Source organism: Bifidobacterium sp. ESL0800, from assembly GCF_029395355.1.
Taxonomy (GTDB): Bacteria; Actinomycetota; Actinomycetes; order Actinomycetales; family Bifidobacteriaceae; genus Bifidobacterium.
On the sequence record NZ_CP113913.1, the window covers coordinates 2,157,539 to 2,174,391 of the forward strand.

Below are 16,853 nucleotides of genomic sequence, written 5' to 3' on the forward strand. Positions count from 1 at the left end.
AACGCAATGATGGAAGTGGAGCTCGTGTCGTATGGTAAGGGATATGACTTTCAATACCGCAGACGACACCGCAGATGACACCGCAGATAGCACCCAGGCTGCCGGCCAATGGCGCGATACCACCATCGACGACGCGCAGGAGCGGACCAACCCGCAAACCGCCCAGGCCGTCGAACGCATCAAACAGCTGCGCCAGTCCATCGACAATGTGGACACGGCCATCGTCTCGCTGCTTGCGGAACGTTTCAAATACACCGCCGAAGTCGGGGTGTTGAAGGCCAAGGCCGGGTTCGCCCCGGAGGATCGGGAACGCGAAAGTCGGCAGGCCGGGCGTCTCAAAAAGGTCGCTCTCGACGCCGGGCTCGATCCGAGCATCGAGGAAAACTACCGTGAGTTCGTAGTCACCGAAGCCAAAAAACGCCACCAACGCATCGCCGAAGCCGGCGGAGACCCCGGTGTGCTCGACGTCTACGCGTGAATTTGATGACTGTGATTAATAGCGTCGCAGCAAGGCGTCGCAGCAAGCAGGCAGCCGACGGTTCATCGACGGCTTACCAGCGGTTCATCGGTGGTTCATCGGCGGGCTTACCATCGGCTTACCAGCAGCTCAGGAACCTGACCGGAATCAAGCTGATTGACGTTTGACGACCCATACGTTCTGCGGGCCGAGTTCCGCATCGTCTTCGTCCGGTGTTCCGCTGTTTTCGCGCTGGCGGTCATGTCGTCTCGCGTCAATCGCATCTTTGATTTCAGCAACATATTCCGACATATCGTGGTCGAAATCGACTGTGGTCAATGACGGCTCGAAATATTGGCCCATCGATAGATTATCGACGCCGATCACCTTGACGTCTTTAGGCACTTCAATGCCTGTTTCCTTGCAGCATGCCAAAACAGCGGCCGCGCAATCGTCATTGAAACAGCAAATGGCGTCGCTTCGTTTTTCTGTTGCAACTTTGAGCGCCTTATGCACGGAATCGAAATCGGTCAAATCGATTTCGAGATTGCATGTCAGCTTTTGTCCGGATTGCGCAAGCGCGTCCTCGACACCACGGATTCGGAAAGCCCGCAAGCCGAAGCCGAGAGGGTCGTTGGCCCCGATATAGCCGATTCGTTTGCAGCCGAGTGAAGTAATGTATTTGCCTTGGGTGGCTCCCAGATTGTATTGGAACCGCGAAAAAACAGGCATTGGTTGCTGATCGATGTCAGGTGACCAGAATTCGACGATTGGTATTCCCTGATTCTTCAAAAGCCTGCGATCATCATCCGAAAGTTCGAAAAACGGAACGACCACACCGGGGGTCATGTCGGAAAGCAATTGCCGCAAAGGCGTTGTCGTGCCTGCGGAACGCGAAAACACGCAGGACAGTCCCGCGTTGGTAAGTTGCTTGCTCAGCGCATTCCACATGCTGTCGGCTCGTCCGGACGGCATCCAGCCGGGGGCGAGACAGAGAACGGTGCTGCCATGGCCGTTACGCAGGGTCCTCGCCTCGGCGGATGGCACGAATCCCAGTTTTTTCGCAGCCTGCAAAACGCGTTGGCGAGTACGCTCGGGAATCGAACCCGCCTTTTCGTTCATCACCATGCTTACGGTCGTACGTGACACGCCGGCTTCCTTGGCCACGTCGGCGCTTGTTGTCTTATGAATATGCAATTCCCGTCCAACCCTCACATCGTTATCTCCCGGTCAGTATACCGGAACGCCTGTGCAAATTGCGATTCAATCCGTTGGAAAGCAGTAGTTGCATATGCAGGATTGACAACGTTTTGACAAATGGGAATTTTGGCTTATAGTATCTGGTAACACGTGTTACTGACACGAATTACTAACACGTGTTACTGAAGATTGCCAGTCATACTGGTAAGTGAGACCGAAGGAGATCTAACTTGAGTTCAGATATTCAATCAACTGGAGCAACGTCGCCGGTTGTGAAACATAAAATGAGTGTAACGCGCATTTTGGGTCTGCTGATGCCGACCATCATCGCGCTCTATGGTGTCTATCAGGCCATCAATCAGGTGCTGTTGCCTGCCCAACTTGCTCAAATCTCGCCGTCGGGCAAGGTGCATTATATGGCCATCGCCTCCTTGGTGGAATCGGTGGTCGGTACCATCATTCTGCCTGTTGGCGCGGCGATTTCCGACCGTACTCAGACCAAGCTCGGCAAGCGTACGCCATGGTTGCTCTTCTCGGCGGTGGGTACTTTGATCACCTGCCTGATTATGGCTACCGCAAAATCGATTCCTGTTGTCGTCGTCATGGCAGGTTTCGTATGGTTCTTCGCCAATTGGTATCAGGGCGTCATCTATGCGGTCATCCCCGATCGCATTCCCGAGAATTATCGTGGTATGGCCTCATCCGCCGCAGGCTTGGGGCTCCCCTTCGGTATCCTGATTTTCGTCAATATCGCAGCCCGTACCAGCCGGTTCGTCGGCTATGCCGTTGTGGGCGTCTTCATCGTGGTCACCACGATCCTGTTCTGCGTCTTCGCCCGCGAGGATTCCTCGATTCGTGCGAAGGCCGAAATCCGGGAAGCCGACAAAACCGAAGAGGCGCAAGGCAAACACACCGCGTTCTTCTCCGCGTTCCTGCATCGTGATTTCACTATGGCGTTCCTCTCTCGTTTCTCGTTCTTCTTCGCCAACTTCGCGGTCTCCAATTTCACGTTCTATATTTTGAGCGATTACATCGGCGTGAAGAACCTGCCGAGCGGTAATGTCGCCGCCAACGTCGCGACGGTGTCGACGTTCTCCACCATAGCCCAGATCATCGCGATCATCGTTTTCGGCAAGCTCGCGGATATGCTCGACAGAAGGAAGATGATCGTGGCGCTTTCCTCGATTATCTACATGGTTTCGTTCATCGTTCCGCTGGTTTCCAAGACGTGGATCGGGATGTTGATTTACGCCGTCATCAGCGGCGCGGCTTCCGGCGTCTACTTCGCGGTCGATATCGCCGTGATGTCGCTGGTGCTCCCCAGCAAGGCGGATGAGGGACGAGATCTCGGCATCCTCGCGATTGCGACCTCGGTTCCTGCCGCCGTCGCCCCGCTTGTAGGCTCGACGTTGCTCGATATCTTCGGCACCTACGCTTCCATCTTCATCTTCGGATGCGTCACGGCCCTGTTGGGTGGCCTGTTCGCGTTCATGATCAAGTCGGTGCGCTAACCGGCAATCCGCTTGTGGGCAGACGCAGGTGCTGCCTGAAAAATTTCTGATAACAGAATCTCAATAAAAGGGGTATGTATGCCATACGCAAAAAACAAAGATGTATCACTGTATTACGAATCGTACGGTCCGCAAAACGGTCCGTCGCTGATCATGATCGAGGGCTATACCGCACAGATGGTCGGCTGGGAGCGTGGTTTTGTGGAAAACCTCAACGCCGCCGGTATTCGGACCATCCTGATGGACAACCGTGACGTCGGGCTTTCCTCGCAGGTTGCGGGTCCCGATGAAACCGGCAAATGCTATTCGGTTGCCGACATGGCCGATGACGTCGTGGCCGTGGCCGATGCCTGCGGGCTGAAGAAGTTCCATGTTCTCGGTCAGTCGATGGGCGGTATGATCGCCCAGCAACTGCTTGTCTCCCACGCTGACCGCCTCAAATCCGCGAGCATCCTGTTTACGGCTCCGGCCAACCAGCCCCAGTGGATGTCCGAATCGAATTCGTCCGGCGACAGCGAGACCAAAGGCCTTGAAGCGGCGGATTCAAGAGATGAAGCCATTGAGATTTTTATCTCGCGCGAACGCGCCTGCCACGAAGGTTCCGTCTATGGGTTCGACGAGCAGTGGGCCCGTGAGCTCGGTGGCATCACCTACGACCGTTGTTATCGTGTTGACGGCTGGCGCCGGCAGCAGGCGGCGATGTCTGATTTCGCCATTGACGCCGATAAGCTCAAGGCCAGCACGGTTCCGTCCGTCGTGATCCACGGCCGCAACGATCCGTTCTTCAACGACGCCGCCACTTGGTTTATAGCCGACCATTTGAAGAATTCCGAATTGCACGTTTACCCGGGAATGGCGCATGAGATTCCGCGTGCGTTGTGGGGAGAATTCACGACTATCATCGCTCGCACCATCCGCCGTGGAGAACAGTGAACGGTCATTGAGGTCTAAGGCGCGCCGTTAGCAGCTATATCTGTTGCCTGGCGTCCCGATTACGGGTGCCACGATTCCATAATGCATCATTATGGCGATCGTGGCACTCTTTTGTTGTCTATCCGATTGAATAGGTGTCTTGAATGGGCGTCCGTATTGGACGGCTTGTAATACTTCTTGCTTTCGATGAGCTGTTTATTCGCCCTCTATGGTGGGCCGGTACGATTCGTCTTTGATTGTATGCGTGGTCATCGATGATATTATTACTTTATAATAAGTTTTACGTTTGCTGGCAAGGAGGCTGCTATGGGCAAGAAACACGGTAAGAAACACAGTAAGAAAATCATCAGCGCAAAGAAATTCAAGATCGTCGACAATCTGGACACTGCAGAAAAGCGGCTTGAGGACCGGCTGTTCCTCATGCAGATGGCGATGGACGAATACGACGAGTATCTGGGCGGAACGTTGGAACGTTCGGTTTCGTGGTATCTGATGTGCTCGTGGTACGGGCTTTCGACCATGCAGAGTGCGATTTTGATCGCAAGGCTGGCGACTCTGCTCGACGCCTCGCAGAGCGGGCACAAATGGACGCCGTTCGTACACGCGCGCCAGGGCAAGCACGGTTTGGAGATTTACGCCAGGAAAAACAAGTCGAAGCGGGAGAAGGGGCCCGCGTTTGACGTGGCGCATATCCGCATGGTCATGCGTTCGGTGATGACCAAGGAGAAGCTTGAAGCCATCACCGACGAACAGGTGATGCGTTTCGCCCGCACGTTGCAGAGCATCGCCGCGCGCGAGGAAGAGCGCGAGGCAAAGAACGGCCGTAGGGACGATCCCGATTCTCCCGGGGCCGTCGCGTTCGAGGACGCCAAGGAATACGCCGATCCGGACGCGTTGGATGACGTCGATGATATCGATGACGGGATCGGTGATGTCGACAGCTTTGACGATTTCGAAGGCGGGCCATTGGATTCCAAGACCGCCGAGGACGTCGGAGTTCTGGGTGAAACCGGACCGTTGAATGAATCCGCGGCGGCGGAGGGATTATCCGAAAGTGATGACGCTGAAAGTCAAGATGTTGAAAGTCAAGGCGTTGAAAGTCGTGAGATCCATGGAAAGCACGCTCGAGGCGACGATTCGCTGACGGATATTCCAGAACTCAAGCGGCTCGATCTGGGCAAGGAGAGCTAAAACGGATATAACAACGGGAAGATATGCCAAGAGGGTTGCACTGTCATTAAGCAGCGCAACCCTCTTGGCATTTCGTGTATCTTGCTTTCAGCGTTTCAGCCGCAACGCTTCGGTCATTTCTTCTTGGGCTTCTTGGCCGGTGGCTCGCCGAGCTCGGAATCGCTGACCTTGACGATAATCTCGTTGTCCGGACTATCGGCGGAATCTTCGACCGCAACCGTGAGCGGACCAGTGACCTTGCCGGCTTCGGCGATGTCGACGAGGCTCAAGTCGATGGCGGTCTTGCCGGCCTCGTTGGCCGCGTTAAGCGTCGCCTTCAGAATCGGGGTCTTCATCGAGACCTTGGCCTGCGACTTCAAGCCGCGCAGCTCGGCCAGCGCCTTGCCTGCCCAAACGAGCATGTCCGGGTCGGCGTCGCCCGCAGCGGCCTCGTAAGGCTCGGCGGTCGGCCAGGAGGAGGTGTGCACGGAGCCCTCGCCTGCATGCATCCAGTGCCAGACCTCTTCCGTGGCGAACGGCATATACGGCGCGAGCAGACGTGCGAACGCCTCAAGGCCGAGGCCCAGCGTGGTGTGCGCGGACTTCACGGCGGCGGCCGTCGGCGTCTTGCCGGTGGAGTCGGCGGTGCCGTAGGCGCGGTTCTTCACCAACTCGATGTAGTCGTCGCAGAACTGCCAGAAGAAGGTCTCGATGAGTTCGAGGGCCTTGGAGTGCTCGTAGGCGTCCATCGACTTGGTGGCTTCGCGAATCACGGAGGCCAAGCGAGCCATCACCGCGCGATCCAGCGGCTCGGTGACGTCGGCCGGATCCCAATCGGCACTAGAGGCGGCGCCAACGTGGTGGTTGTCGTCCTCGCGGCCGATGGCCAGCGCGAACTTCGTAGCGTTCAGGAGCTTGATGGCCAGACGGCGGCCGATCTTCATCTGCCCTTCGTCATAGGTGGCGTCGAGACCCAGCTTGGCGGAAGCGGCCCAATAGCGCACCGCGTCGGCGCCGTACTTCTCGATCGGCTCCTTGGGAACCACGACGTTGCCCTTGGACTTCGACATCTTCTTGTGGTCGGGGTCGAGGATCCAGCCGGAGAGCGCGGTGTGCGCCCACGGCAGGCAATGGTTTTCGAGGTGTGCACGGTCCATCGTGGTGAAAAGCCAGGTGCGGATGATGTCCTGACCCTGCGGGCGCAGATCCATCGGGAAGGTGGCCTTGAACAGGTCCTTGCTCTCCTGATCCGGTTCCTCCCAGTGGGTGACGATCTGCGGGGTCAGCGACGAGGTGGCCCAGGTGTCCATGATGTCCTTTTCGGCCGTGAAACCGCCGGGCACGTCGCGCTGGTCCTCCGTGTAGCCTTCAGGCACGTCGTTGGTCGGGTCTATGGGCAGCTGGTCCTCGCTCGGGGTGATCGGATGATCGTAATCCGGCTCGCCGTCGGCGTTGACCGGGTACCACAGCGGGAACGGGACGCCGAAGAAGCGCTGGCGCGAAATGAGCCAGTCGCCGTTCAGGCCATTGACCCAGTTCTCATAGCGCACGCGCATGAAATCGGGGTGGAATTGCAACTCCTTGCCGCGCTCCAACAGCTCGGCGCGCAGTTTCATATCGGTGCCGCCGTTCTTCAGGTACCACTGACGGGAGGTGACGATTTCGAGCGGCTTGTCGCCCTTCTCGTAGAAGTTCGTCATGCGCTTGGTGGGCTTCGGTTCGCCGTCGAGATCGCCGGATTCGCGCAGGTGCTCGACGATGATCTTGCGGGCCGTGAAGGTGGTCTTGCCTTCGGTCTCCTCGAAGATGGCCTTGCCGCCCTCATCGGAAATCCAATCCGGCACGCTCATGATGATGCGGCCGTTGCGCTGGATGATCGGGCGAAGCGGAAGGTTCAGGTCGCGCCACCACTCGATATCGGTCTGGTCGCCGAAGGTGCAGCACATCGCGATGCCGGCGCCCTTGTCCATCTCGGCGGCCGGGTGCGCCATGATCGGCACCTTGACCTTGAAGAGCGGGGAGTAGACGTACTGGCCGAAGTACTTCTGATAGCGTTCGTCGTCAGGGTTGGCGATCAGCGCGCCACAGGCTGCCAGGAGCTCGGGACGGGTGGTCTCGATGTAGATCGGCGTGCCGTCCTCGAAGCGGAACGCGACGCGGTGATAGAAGCCGTCGTATTCGCGGCTCTCCAGCTCGGCCTGCGCCACCGCGGTCTGGAAGGTGACGTCCCAAAGGCTCGGTGCGTCCTTCTGATAGGCCTCGCCGCGCTCGAGATTGCGCAGGAACGCCTTCTGCGCCACGCGCTGCGGGTGCTCGCCGATGGTGTGGTAGGTCTGACGCCAGTCAATGGACGTGCCAAGGGAACGCCACAGCGCCTCGAACTGCTTCTCGTCCTGCGCGGTCAGGCGCTCGCACAGTTCCACGAAGTTCTTGCGGCTGATCGGCACCTGGTCGCGGGCCTCGATTTTCTTGCCCTGCGTGCCTTCGAACGGCGGCTTGAAATCAGGGTCGTATTTGAGCGACGTGTCGACGCGCACACCGTAGTAGTTCTGCACGCGGCGCTCGGTGGGCAGGCCGTTGTCGTCCCAGCCCATCGGATAGAAGACGTGCTTGCCGCGCATACGCTCGTAGCGGGCGATGACGTCGGTGTGGGTGTAGGAGAAGACGTGGCCCACGTGGAGGCTGCCGGAAACGGTAGGCGGCGGGGTGTCGATGGAATAGACGGCCTTGCGGTCGGGTGCGCCGTTTCCATCGCGCGGAATCTCGAATTCGTAGGTGCCGTCGTTGTCCCACTCGGCGCGCCATTTGTCTTCCAGGCCGTCGACGCCGACCCGGTCGGGCAGCGGCGAAAGGCTTGCGTGGATAATGCTATTGTCCTGATCAGTCATAACGACCAATTTTAGAAAGCAATGGTGACATAGGGGCCGTGTGGGCTGACATATGAGCTTTAGGCCGGCTATCTCGTCCTCACGTCGCGCAACGGGAGGTATTCATCGGTCATATTTTTGGGGTAACCGGCGATGTTGTCATCGGCGACGACCATGCTGCTTTCGGTGTAGAGCCAGGCGCTGCCGGCATCGGAGCTCACGGCCTTGGCGTAGGCGCGCAGGTTCTGCTGGTAGTCGATGTCGTTGGGTGAGGCGAGCGCGTTGCGGTAATCCTCCTGCGCCTGGCTGCCCTGATAGCCGAACCTGCCGTCGGCGAACGCGCCGAGGTCGTCGGGCCCTTGCATGGCGACGATGGCCATTTTGTAATCACCGTTGGCGACTCGTTGCGCAAGCGTGCTGTCGTCGACCACCTGCATGACAAGATTGAAACGGGTCGTCTTGAACTGCTCGACGATCTGCTGGCCCAGTGTCGCGTATTCGGAAGGTACCAGGAAGGTGATGTCACCGATATAGTTGGGCCCGAAATAGTTGATGTCGTTCTTGCCCTCGTCAAGATTGTGCGGGAACATGACGGAAAGGTCATCGTAGCCCGGTTCGAGAGGGCTGATGGGCCCGTTGAGCACGGAGGCGGCGTTCGGCTGCGCCTTGGTGATTGACTCGTTGTCGAGGATGTAGCGCACGGCCGCGCGCGCACGTTGGTCCGAAAAGATCGAGTCGGCGTTGTTGTTGAGAGCAAGCGTGACCTTGGAGGTTGTCAGTCCTTTGGAGACGTTGTATTTTTTGCTGTTTTGGAAGGGCTTCGGGGAATCCGACGGGCGCAACACGGCAACCTGGATCGTTCCGTCTTTCATGGCTTTGTTCAATGATCCCGCCGAGTCGAAATAACGCATGGTCATCTGCGAGCTGGCCGATTGCTGCTTCCAATAGAGAGGATTACGCGTGAAAACGATGGAATTGCCGGGGTCGAAACTGTGTACGGTGAAGGGCCCGCTGCCGCTGGCCTGTTTGGCATAGTTGACGTTGGAAGTCGAATCATAGACGATTCCGGCCCGCGAGGAAAGCGCGCGCAGAAGTCGCGGATTGGGGGAGGAAAGGCTTATCTGCACCGTTGAGGTGTCGGGATTTTTGACGGATTTCAGTCCGGTCAGATCGACGGAGCCCACATAGTCCTTATTGATGACCTGCTGCAGGGAATAGACCACATCGGTGGAATCCAGAGCGTCCCCGTTGGCAAAACGCATATCCGTATTGAGGGTGAACGTATAGTTGAGCCCGTCTTTGGAGACGTCCCAGCTTTTGGCGATGGACGGGACGGGCTTGTTGTTCTCGTCGCGGGCGACGAGGGTTTCGTAGACGTTGCCAATCAGCGCCTGATCGAGTTCTTTGCCCTGCACGGTGCGGATGTCAAGGGATTGCGGCGCGGGCGAGTCGAGGCCTACGGTGACCTCCGAACCGGAATGGAGCAACGTCGCGTCAACGGAACCGTGGCTGAAATGGGCCCAGCCGACACCCGCAAGAGCGAAAAGCACTACCGCAGCACCAAGGAAGGCAAGACCTCTTACTGGTCCGCTCGTTTGCGGCTTACTACGTGACATGACTCCAAAGTTTACTATCCGGTGCTGAATGATTCCTGAAAAAGGTGTGAAGCCTGAAGTGCCGGGATTTTGGATGGGCGCCGATGCCCGATACACGCAACCGAACAGCCCGTCAACCGAACAGCCCGTCAGCCGAACAGCCCTGCGGAAGGGCAGGTGTCGTTGAGCGGGCAGTCGGCGCACGCCGGCTTGCGCGCGTGGCAGGTCGAACGGCCGAAGAGGATGAGACGATGCGAAAGGTTCGTCCATTCCTCCGGTGCGAAATAACCGGTGATCTCCTTTTCGATCTTCACCGGGTCGGGATGCGTGCTGCGCCAGTCGGTGCGCCAGCGCAGGCGGCCGGTCAGGCGCATGACGTGGGTGTCGACGGGGAAGCCGGGGATGCCGAAGGCGTTGCCCAGCACGACGTTCGCCGTTTTGCGGCCGACTCCCGCCAGCTTGGTCAGTTCCTCCATCTTCTGCGGCACCACGCCGTCGTAGCGCTCCATGAGCTGGCCGGAAAGGGTGATGATGTGGTCGGCTTTGGCGTGGTAGAAACCGACCGGGTGGATGATGTCTTCGATGACTTCCGGGTTGGCCGCCGCGAGCCGCTCCGGCGTGCCGTAATCCTTGAACAGCGTGGGGGTGACGCTGTTGACGCGCACGTCGGTGGTCTGGGCGCTTAGGACGGTGGCGACCAACAGCTGGAACGGCGTCTTGAAATGTAATGCGCACGCGGGTTCGGGGATGAGCTCGCGCAGGATCTCGTATTCGCCGTGCATGCGCTCGAGGCGTTGTTTCTTCGTTTCCTTTGGCATAGCAGCGATTATAGATGGCTGGGATACCGCACGTGATGCTGATGGTGAATTGTGCAATTTTTGCGCTGCCGGTGTTTGTTAGGTGGCTCAAATCTGGTGTAACGTCAGGCTCGATTCTAGCGCAACGTTGAGGTTCCGCCATTTTGTATCGCTGAGATTGGTTCAGAGGCCTATTTATGTCGTGTGTGATGCGTATGGTGCGAGCCGGAGTTGAGCCGTGATTTGGACAGGGTTTAGACGGAGTTTATCCGTAATTAAGCCGTAATCCTGAATGACGTTTCGGATGTGCCTGCTTGCGCGTTTACGTCAGTCGTTGTCGGTATCGGTGCCTGAAGTGCCTGGAGCTGGTGCGTGGCCATCGGAGACGTCATGGTTATTGTCATCGTCGTCCGGCGGATCGAAACGATAACCGACGTTGCGCACGGTGCCGATCATATGCTCGTACTCGCCGCCGAGTTTGGCGCGCAGGCGGCGGACGTGGACATCGACCGTGCGTGTGCCGCCGTAATAGTCGTAGCCCCACACTTCCTGCAGCAGCTGGGCGCGGGTGAAGACGCGATGCGGATGCGCGACGAGATATTTCAGCAGTTCGAATTCCTTATAGGCCAGATTCACCGGTTCGCCGTTGAGCGTCGCCGTGTAACCCTTGGTGTCCACCACCAGATCGCCGGAACGAATCTGCCCGTCGTCGCTGTAATTGTCGCGTTCCACGGACGTGCGGGCGGTGGCGGGAGCAGCCTGACCGCGCTCGCAGACCAGCCGAAGCCGGCCTTCCACCTCGGCGGGGGAGGCGTTGCTCACCACGACGTCGGCCACGCCCCACTGGATGTTGATGGCGGTAAAACCACCTTCCGTAATAATAGGAATAATCGGAATGGAAAGCCCGGATGCGTGGATGAGATTGCACAGCGTCTTGGCGTTGGCCAGATCGTCGCGCGCATCGAGGAATAGAATGGTGTTTTCGGGAAGCTTCACCAGGCTCGCGGCATCCATCGGCAGGACTCGCACGCGGTAGGAAAGCAGGGCGAGACTTGGCAGAACGCTCGCGGGATTGGGGGCCATCGTCATCAATGTCAGATCGGTCATCGAGCCCTCCCTCCCAGGCGCATCCCCGCTTGACTACCGGCTTTGCCGTTTCGCTCGGACGGTCCCAAGCATAAATCGACATCGAGTGTACGACGTCATTGGGGTTTATGCGATTGTCACCATTGTACCTGTTGGTTGTGGACACTGGCGGCTACCATATTTCTTATAGAAAACCTTGTTGGTTTCGGCATTGTTACGCCGGAGTTCCGCGTTTTGGCAGCGTTCAACGGTTTGGCCGCGAGGTTTTTGTATGACGGTATTTCGTGCCTGATGGCATGAAAAGCGAGCGATACGAGACGGAACGGGGTTACGGATGGCTGCTGCGGCGAATGGCGACGGCAATGATAAGAGGCATTCTCTTTCGATAGGTTCTACCAGGGGAATGGTGGCGCTTGAGGTCGGCGCGTATGTGGTCATTGCTGTTCTGTTGATTGCAGCGTGCTTTGTCGAAGGCCGGATGGAAGTGGCCATCTTTACGGCGGTTGCCGGGGCGCTGGCGATTTTCGTAGGGGTTTCCTGGCCGTTGCACACCAGCGTTTTTGACGCTTTGGTGGGAGCTTTCGGCGGATTCGGCATGATATACGGCACCGAGACATCATTGACGGAGGCGTTGCCGAAAACCGCTGGTATGACAGGGCCGCGTAGGCTGCGCCGCCACGTATCCGCACGTTTCGACGCGATGTCGGGCAGCGAATTGCTGCATTGGTGTACGCTCTGGGCGGGCGCATTGCTGATTGTGCTGGCGGCGTTCGTCATCCTCGGTTTCCTGCATCAGATGCTGCGTCGTGAGCGCACGAATATGGTGCTTTCCCTTTCGCGCGGACTGATGTTCGACGTCGCGATGGCGGGGGCTTCGGGCTGGGTGTTCGCTCCGGCTCTGCTGCGCTATTTCGGCGTCGGCACGTTGGGTGCCTGCAAGCCGTATGTGGTCGCGATTGTCGTGGTGATCGCCGTGGCTCTGCTGGCTGCGTTGTCATGGGCCTCGACCAGGTGGGCGAAGGATTATCGTGCCTCCGGAAGTCCCTTGCCGCGCTTCAAGCTCGAGGCCGGCAATGGGAAGGATGTGCGTAATTTCCGCAGTTATGCGCTGTATTCTCTGGGATTGATGCCGGTGATGTATGGCGGCTTCGTCGTGTTCCTTGCTCTGGTCGCGCTGCTCGTTTTCGTTGGCTGAGAGGTTGCTATCTATCTGCGTAAAAAGTGCGTTTTAACTGGTCTAAAACGCATATTCTTACCGCATCTGTGAATAAAGTGCGTTTTAGCTGGCGTAAAATGCACATTTTTGCCGAGTCTGTGAATAATGTGCGTTTTGTATACGTTTGGATGCGCGTGTTAGTGTGGTAGCCCGATCTTGCGAATGCCTTTGCCGTTTTCTCATGACAACGTGATTGGCTGGGCTGTCTCGATCGGGATCAGGCGATGATGCCGAGGTGCTCCAGCAGGGTCTTCAGCCCGATGAGAATGAGGATGATGCCGCCGACGATTTGGGCGGTCTGCTGCCAGCGCACGCCGATGGTGTGGCCGAGGTAGAGGCCGGCGATGGAGAAGGCTCCCGTGATGACGCCGATGATGGCGGCGGCAGCCCAGATGTTGAGTGGCATGAACTGGAAGCTCACGCCGACTGCAAAGGCGTCGATGCTGCATGCCACGGCCAGCGGTGCCATGTGTCGCCAGTCGAATTGCGCGGTTTCCTTGGCATCCTCCTCAGGTTCGCCGAGTGCCTCGCGGATCATGTTGCCGCCGATTAGCACGAGCAATCCGAAGATGATCCAGTGGTCGACCGCCTCGACATAACGGCCGAATAATGAGGCGAAGAAATAGCCAAGAATGGGGAAGAGTGCTTGAAAGCCGCCGAACCACAGTGCGGTTTTGAGTGCGTTGACCGGCCTGACGTGTTTGGTGGCTAATCCCTTGCCGATGGCGATGGCGAAGGCGTCCATGGAGACGGACACCGCGATAAGCAGGATTTCGACGATCATCGGCACTTCCTTGGATGGTAGCTGCTCAATGCTTAAAAAACAGGGTGTTGGAAACCAGTATATGGATTCCAACACCCATCAGCGTTTAATTCTCATGTGATGAACAACATCACCATGGATTAAGTACCTGGCTTAAACCAGTGCTCACTTCTTGGACGCGGCGAGGCGCTCGCGGGAAGCCTTGATCTGCTTTTCGGCCTCGGCCACGTTGGTCCAGTAATCGCCGGGCTTGACTTCCTTGCCGGGCTCCAGGGCCTTGTACTGCTCGAAGAAGTGCTTGATTTCGGCCTTGTGGTACTCGTTGACGTCGTCGATGTCCTTGATGTCGTCGAAACGCACGTCGGCGGGCACGCACAGCACCTTGTCGTCGCCGCCCTCTTCGTCCTCCATGTGGTAGAGACCCACGGCGCGGCACTCGATGACGCAGCCGGGGAACACGGAGTTCGGGATCATCACCAGGGCGTCGAGCGGATCGCCGTCCTCGCCCAGGGTGCCCTCGATGTAGCCGTAGTCGTCCGGATAGCCGAAGGAGGTGAAGAGGGTGCGGTCGAGCGTGATGCGGCCGGTCTCCTGGTCCACTTCGTACTTGTTCTTCGATCCACGCGGGATCTCGACGAGAACGTTGAATGTCTCTGCCATGTTTGCTCCTTTTGAACGTCTGTTGAACGTAGTGTTTGTTACCGAACTCAAGTCTAGCGCAGATACTCGCCGATGCGGTTATCGGTTTTATTTTGCTTTTGGCTGCCGGTGGATGGGCTGGGTTTGGCCTATTCCGGTTGGGTCTTCATTCCTGTTTATTCTTGCTTGCTTCCCGCGATGCTGAAAATATAGGCCGGGCGCTCGGCGGGATCGAGGGTGACCTTGTTGTTGCTCGACCAGGTGAAACTGCCGCCGCCGAGTTCGTCGTGGACGTCGAAGGTATGATCACGGGGCAGGCCGAGCAGTGCCGGATCGAAGTTCACCTCCGAGGTGTGGGCGGCCTTGCCATCGAGGTTGACCACGACGATGAGGGTGTCGCCAGGGGCTGCAAAGGCTGCGTTTTCGGCTCCGTCGTTTGCGCTGCTGGTCTCGTCGCTGTTCTGCTTATCCGCCAAACCGGTTGTCATCGGCGGAATATGGCGGGCGAAGGCGACGACGTTTGGGTCGCTGGTCCAGAGCATGGTCACATCGTGATAGCTGCGGCAGGCAGGGTGCGCGCGGCGGATGTGGTTGAGGTCGGTGAGCAGCGTAGCGATACCATATTTATCGGCCTCGCTCCAATCGCGCACCTTGATTTCGTATTTCTCGTTGTCGGCTTGCTCTTCGCGGCCTTCCTGCTGCCGGTTCTCCACCAGCTCGTAGCCGTTGTAGATGCCCCAGGACGGCGAGCCCATTGCGGCCAGGACAGCGCGGACCTTATGACCAACCGGTCCGTTGTCGCGCAGATAGTCGGTGAGGATGTCGGGCGTGGTGGGCCAGAACGTGTTGTGCTGGTAGTAGGCCTCGTCGCTGTTGGTGGTCTGCAGGTATTCGCTCACTTCGTCCTTGGTGTTGCGCCAGGGGAAGTAACTGTGCGATTGCGTGAATCCGGCCAGACTCAGCGCCCGCATGATCGCCGGGCGGGTGAAGGCTTCGGCAAGGAAGAGGATTTCGGGGTGCTTGCGCTGCACCGCCTCGATGACGTCCTGCCAGAAACGCACCGGCTTGGTGTGCGGGTTGTCGATGCGGAACATGGTGACGCCCGCGGCGACCCACAGGTCCATGATGCGCTCGGTCTCGCGCTCGATGCCGGGCATGTCGATGTTGAAATCGATGGGATAGATGTCCTGATATTTCTTCGGCGGGTTCTCGGCGAACGCGATGGTGCCGTCCGGCTTGTGGCGGAACCAGTTCGGATGCTCACGAACCCACGGATGGTCCGGCGAACATTGCAGCGCAAAGTCCAGCGCGATCTCGAGTCCGAGCTTGTGCGCGTGGGCGCAGAACGTCTTGAAATCGTCCATCGTGCCGAGCAGCGGGTCGACCGTATCATGACCGCCGAGCGGCGAACCGATGCCGAACGGCGAGCCCGGATCGTCCGGTCCCGCCACCAAGGCGTTGTTGCGGCCTTTGCGGTTGGTGACGCCGATGGGGAAAATCGGCGGCAGATAGACCACATCGAAACCTTCGGCCTTGGCGCGGTCGAGCCCGGACAATGCGGTTTTCAGCGTCCCCTGAGTGATTTCGCCGGTTTGCGGGTCGCGGTTCGCGCCTTCGGAGCGCGGGAAGAACTGGTACCACGCGGTGAAGCTCGATCCGGGGCGTTCGACCCTGAAACGTTGCGGGGCGCTCGCGCTGAGTCCATCCCGCAACGGATTCGAGTGGTGAAGGGCCGAGATGGCCGGGTTGTCGGCAGCAGCAAGCCGCTCCTTGATATCCAAGGAATCGTCGGCAAGCAGTTGGGCGGCTTTTTGCAAGGCGTTGCGCTGGGCGTCGTCGAGGTTGCAATCAGTATTCTCCGACCAGCGTGCGAGGAGCTGGGAGCCTGAAATCAAGGCGTTTTCGGCGTCATCGTCGACGTCGACTTTGATGCGTGCGTCGGCCAGCCAGGAGGCATACACATCCTCCCAGCCTTCGAGCACGACCGTCCACTCGCCAAGCTGTTGCCGGACTTTGCCGAAGTCCTTGTTCCATGGTTTGAGGTCGCTGGGAATGCCGGCGGCGAGTTCGGCTTTCCATAAATCGAGGCCTGGATTGGTGCAGGTCATGGCGACGCGTTGCCTGACCTCGCCGTGCGGGTCGCGCAGAACCGCGGTGGCTCCGGTATGGCTGCGGCCTTCGATGAAGATTTGCGCCGTCACGGTGAACGCCTCGCCCAGTTCGATGCGAGCCGGGAAGATTCCGCGCTGTTCGCACGGCGTGACCGACATGATGACGATTCGTCCGAATTGGTGAGGTGCGGCAATGGGAATGCTGGGTGTGGCCGGTTCCTTGAATTCCTGGTTTGTGGTGTTGGCTGCCATAATTATTCCCGCCTTATTTTCGCGTCGCTGAATTGTTTTGTATGTCTCATTGTAAAGGCACGTTTGGTGGCTTTTGGCGTTTTTAGACGGAATGATAAAATTTGTGTATAACTATTTTCTTGTATTGCAAAATAGTTGATAACCATGTGGGCAACTTGGTCGAGGACGACCTGAAAACGGCGAAATGTGGATAGTGAAAACTAAGTTATCCACAACACGCCGAGACCCCGATCATTCGACCACAGTGCCTGAAATC

At 58.2% G+C, this 16,853-nt stretch carries 13 protein-coding genes; 5 read left to right on the forward strand and 8 right to left on the reverse strand.

Annotation, left to right across the window (positions count from 1 at the left end; all coding sequences use genetic code 11):
* The first annotated feature begins 43 nt into the window (after nucleotides 1-43).
* Nucleotides 44-478 (forward strand): chorismate mutase, encoded by a 435-nt coding sequence (locus OZX75_RS08170; protein WP_277146141.1) that lies wholly within the window; start codon nucleotides 44-46, stop codon nucleotides 476-478.
* Nucleotides 479-625: 147 nt separating this feature from the next.
* Here OZX75_RS08170 and OZX75_RS08175 read toward each other — a convergent pair whose 3' ends face one another.
* Entirely contained in the window at nucleotides 626-1,672 is a 1,047-nt protein-coding gene (locus tag OZX75_RS08175; protein ID WP_525930240.1) for a LacI family DNA-binding transcriptional regulator, read from the reverse strand.
* Nucleotides 1,673-1,941: 269 nt separating this feature from the next.
* Here OZX75_RS08175 and OZX75_RS08180 point away from each other — a divergent pair, with 269 nt between their 5' ends.
* The 3 genes from OZX75_RS08180 to OZX75_RS08190 all read left to right on the forward strand — a co-directional run bounded on the left by OZX75_RS08180 (nucleotide 1,942) and on the right by OZX75_RS08190 (nucleotide 5,292).
* Nucleotides 1,942-3,168: an MFS transporter gene (locus tag OZX75_RS08180; protein ID WP_277146143.1), complete on the forward strand. Its 1,227-nt coding sequence runs from the start codon at nucleotides 1,942-1,944 to the stop codon at nucleotides 3,166-3,168.
* Between the two features lie 78 nt (nucleotides 3,169-3,246).
* Nucleotides 3,247-4,101, forward strand: a complete 855-nt coding sequence (locus tag OZX75_RS08185; protein WP_277146144.1) for an alpha/beta fold hydrolase — start codon at nucleotides 3,247-3,249, stop codon at nucleotides 4,099-4,101.
* 306 nt (nucleotides 4,102-4,407) lie between these two features.
* Entirely contained in the window at nucleotides 4,408-5,292 is an 885-nt protein-coding gene (locus OZX75_RS08190) for a hypothetical protein (RefSeq protein WP_277146145.1), read from the forward strand.
* Nucleotides 5,293-5,405: 113 nt separating this feature from the next.
* On the opposite strand, the gene valS is transcribed toward OZX75_RS08190, so the two are convergent.
* The 4 genes from valS to OZX75_RS08210 all read right to left on the reverse strand — a co-directional run bounded on the left by valS (nucleotide 5,406) and on the right by OZX75_RS08210 (nucleotide 11,637).
* Nucleotides 5,406-8,159, reverse strand: a complete 2,754-nt coding sequence (gene valS / locus OZX75_RS08195) for a valine--tRNA ligase (RefSeq protein ID WP_277146146.1) — start codon at nucleotides 8,157-8,159, stop codon at nucleotides 5,406-5,408.
* Nucleotides 8,160-8,227: 68 nt separating this feature from the next.
* Nucleotides 8,228-9,754: an ABC transporter substrate-binding protein gene (locus tag OZX75_RS08200; protein ID WP_277146147.1), complete on the reverse strand. Its 1,527-nt coding sequence runs from the start codon at nucleotides 9,752-9,754 to the stop codon at nucleotides 8,228-8,230.
* 128 nt (nucleotides 9,755-9,882) lie between these two features.
* Nucleotides 9,883-10,551, reverse strand: a complete 669-nt coding sequence (nth, locus tag OZX75_RS08205; protein WP_277146148.1) for an endonuclease III — start codon at nucleotides 10,549-10,551, stop codon at nucleotides 9,883-9,885.
* Nucleotides 10,552-10,857: 306 nt separating this feature from the next.
* Nucleotides 10,858-11,637: a winged helix-turn-helix transcriptional regulator gene (locus tag OZX75_RS08210; protein WP_277146149.1), complete on the reverse strand. Its 780-nt coding sequence runs from the start codon at nucleotides 11,635-11,637 to the stop codon at nucleotides 10,858-10,860.
* 313 nt (nucleotides 11,638-11,950) lie between these two features.
* Between OZX75_RS08210 and OZX75_RS08215 the strand changes: the two genes are divergently transcribed.
* The gene (locus OZX75_RS08215; protein WP_277146150.1) at nucleotides 11,951-12,811 is read left to right on the forward strand and encodes a hypothetical protein; all 861 of its coding nucleotides are present in this window, start codon (nucleotides 11,951-11,953) and stop codon (nucleotides 12,809-12,811) included.
* 238 nt (nucleotides 12,812-13,049) lie between these two features.
* On the opposite strand, the gene OZX75_RS08220 is transcribed toward OZX75_RS08215, so the two are convergent.
* From OZX75_RS08220 to OZX75_RS08230, 3 genes are all read right to left on the reverse strand, one after another.
* A complete protein-coding gene (locus OZX75_RS08220; protein WP_277146151.1) occupies nucleotides 13,050-13,616 on the reverse strand; it encodes a manganese efflux pump MntP in 567 nt (188 codons plus the stop codon).
* A gap of 144 nt (nucleotides 13,617-13,760) precedes the next feature.
* Nucleotides 13,761-14,255, reverse strand: coding sequence for an inorganic diphosphatase (locus OZX75_RS08225; RefSeq protein ID WP_277146152.1), 495 nt, complete (start codon nucleotides 14,253-14,255; stop codon nucleotides 13,761-13,763).
* A 155-nt stretch (nucleotides 14,256-14,410) separates the two neighbouring features.
* Nucleotides 14,411-16,693, reverse strand: coding sequence for a maltotransferase domain-containing protein (locus tag OZX75_RS08230; RefSeq protein ID WP_525930295.1), 2,283 nt, complete (start codon nucleotides 16,691-16,693; stop codon nucleotides 14,411-14,413).
* Nucleotides 16,694-16,853: the final 160 nt, after the last annotated feature.

Bases quoted from the DNA above. Each gene is read 5' to 3' on its own strand.
- OZX75_RS08170 (WP_277146141.1), top strand. From the start codon at position 44: ATGACTTTCAATACCGCAGACGACACCGCAGATGACACCGCAGATAGC.
- OZX75_RS08180 (WP_277146143.1), top strand. From the start codon at position 1,942: ATGAGTGTAACGCGCATTTTGGGTCTGCTGATGCCGACCATCATCGCG.
- OZX75_RS08185 (WP_277146144.1), top strand. From the start codon at position 3,247: ATGCCATACGCAAAAAACAAAGATGTATCACTGTATTACGAATCGTAC.
- OZX75_RS08190 (WP_277146145.1), top strand. From the start codon at position 4,408: ATGGGCAAGAAACACGGTAAGAAACACAGTAAGAAAATCATCAGCGCA.
- valS (WP_277146146.1), bottom strand. From the start codon at position 8,159: ATGACTGATCAGGACAATAGCATTATCCACGCAAGCCTTTCGCCGCTG.
- OZX75_RS08200 (WP_277146147.1), bottom strand. From the start codon at position 9,754: ATGTCACGTAGTAAGCCGCAAACGAGCGGACCAGTAAGAGGTCTTGCC.
- nth (WP_277146148.1), bottom strand. From the start codon at position 10,551: ATGCCAAAGGAAACGAAGAAACAACGCCTCGAGCGCATGCACGGCGAA.
- OZX75_RS08210 (WP_277146149.1), bottom strand. From the start codon at position 11,637: ATGACCGATCTGACATTGATGACGATGGCCCCCAATCCCGCGAGCGTT.
- OZX75_RS08215 (WP_277146150.1), top strand. From the start codon at position 11,951: ATGGCTGCTGCGGCGAATGGCGACGGCAATGATAAGAGGCATTCTCTT.
- OZX75_RS08220 (WP_277146151.1), bottom strand. From the start codon at position 13,616: ATGATCGTCGAAATCCTGCTTATCGCGGTGTCCGTCTCCATGGACGCC.
- OZX75_RS08225 (WP_277146152.1), bottom strand. From the start codon at position 14,255: ATGGCAGAGACATTCAACGTTCTCGTCGAGATCCCGCGTGGATCGAAG.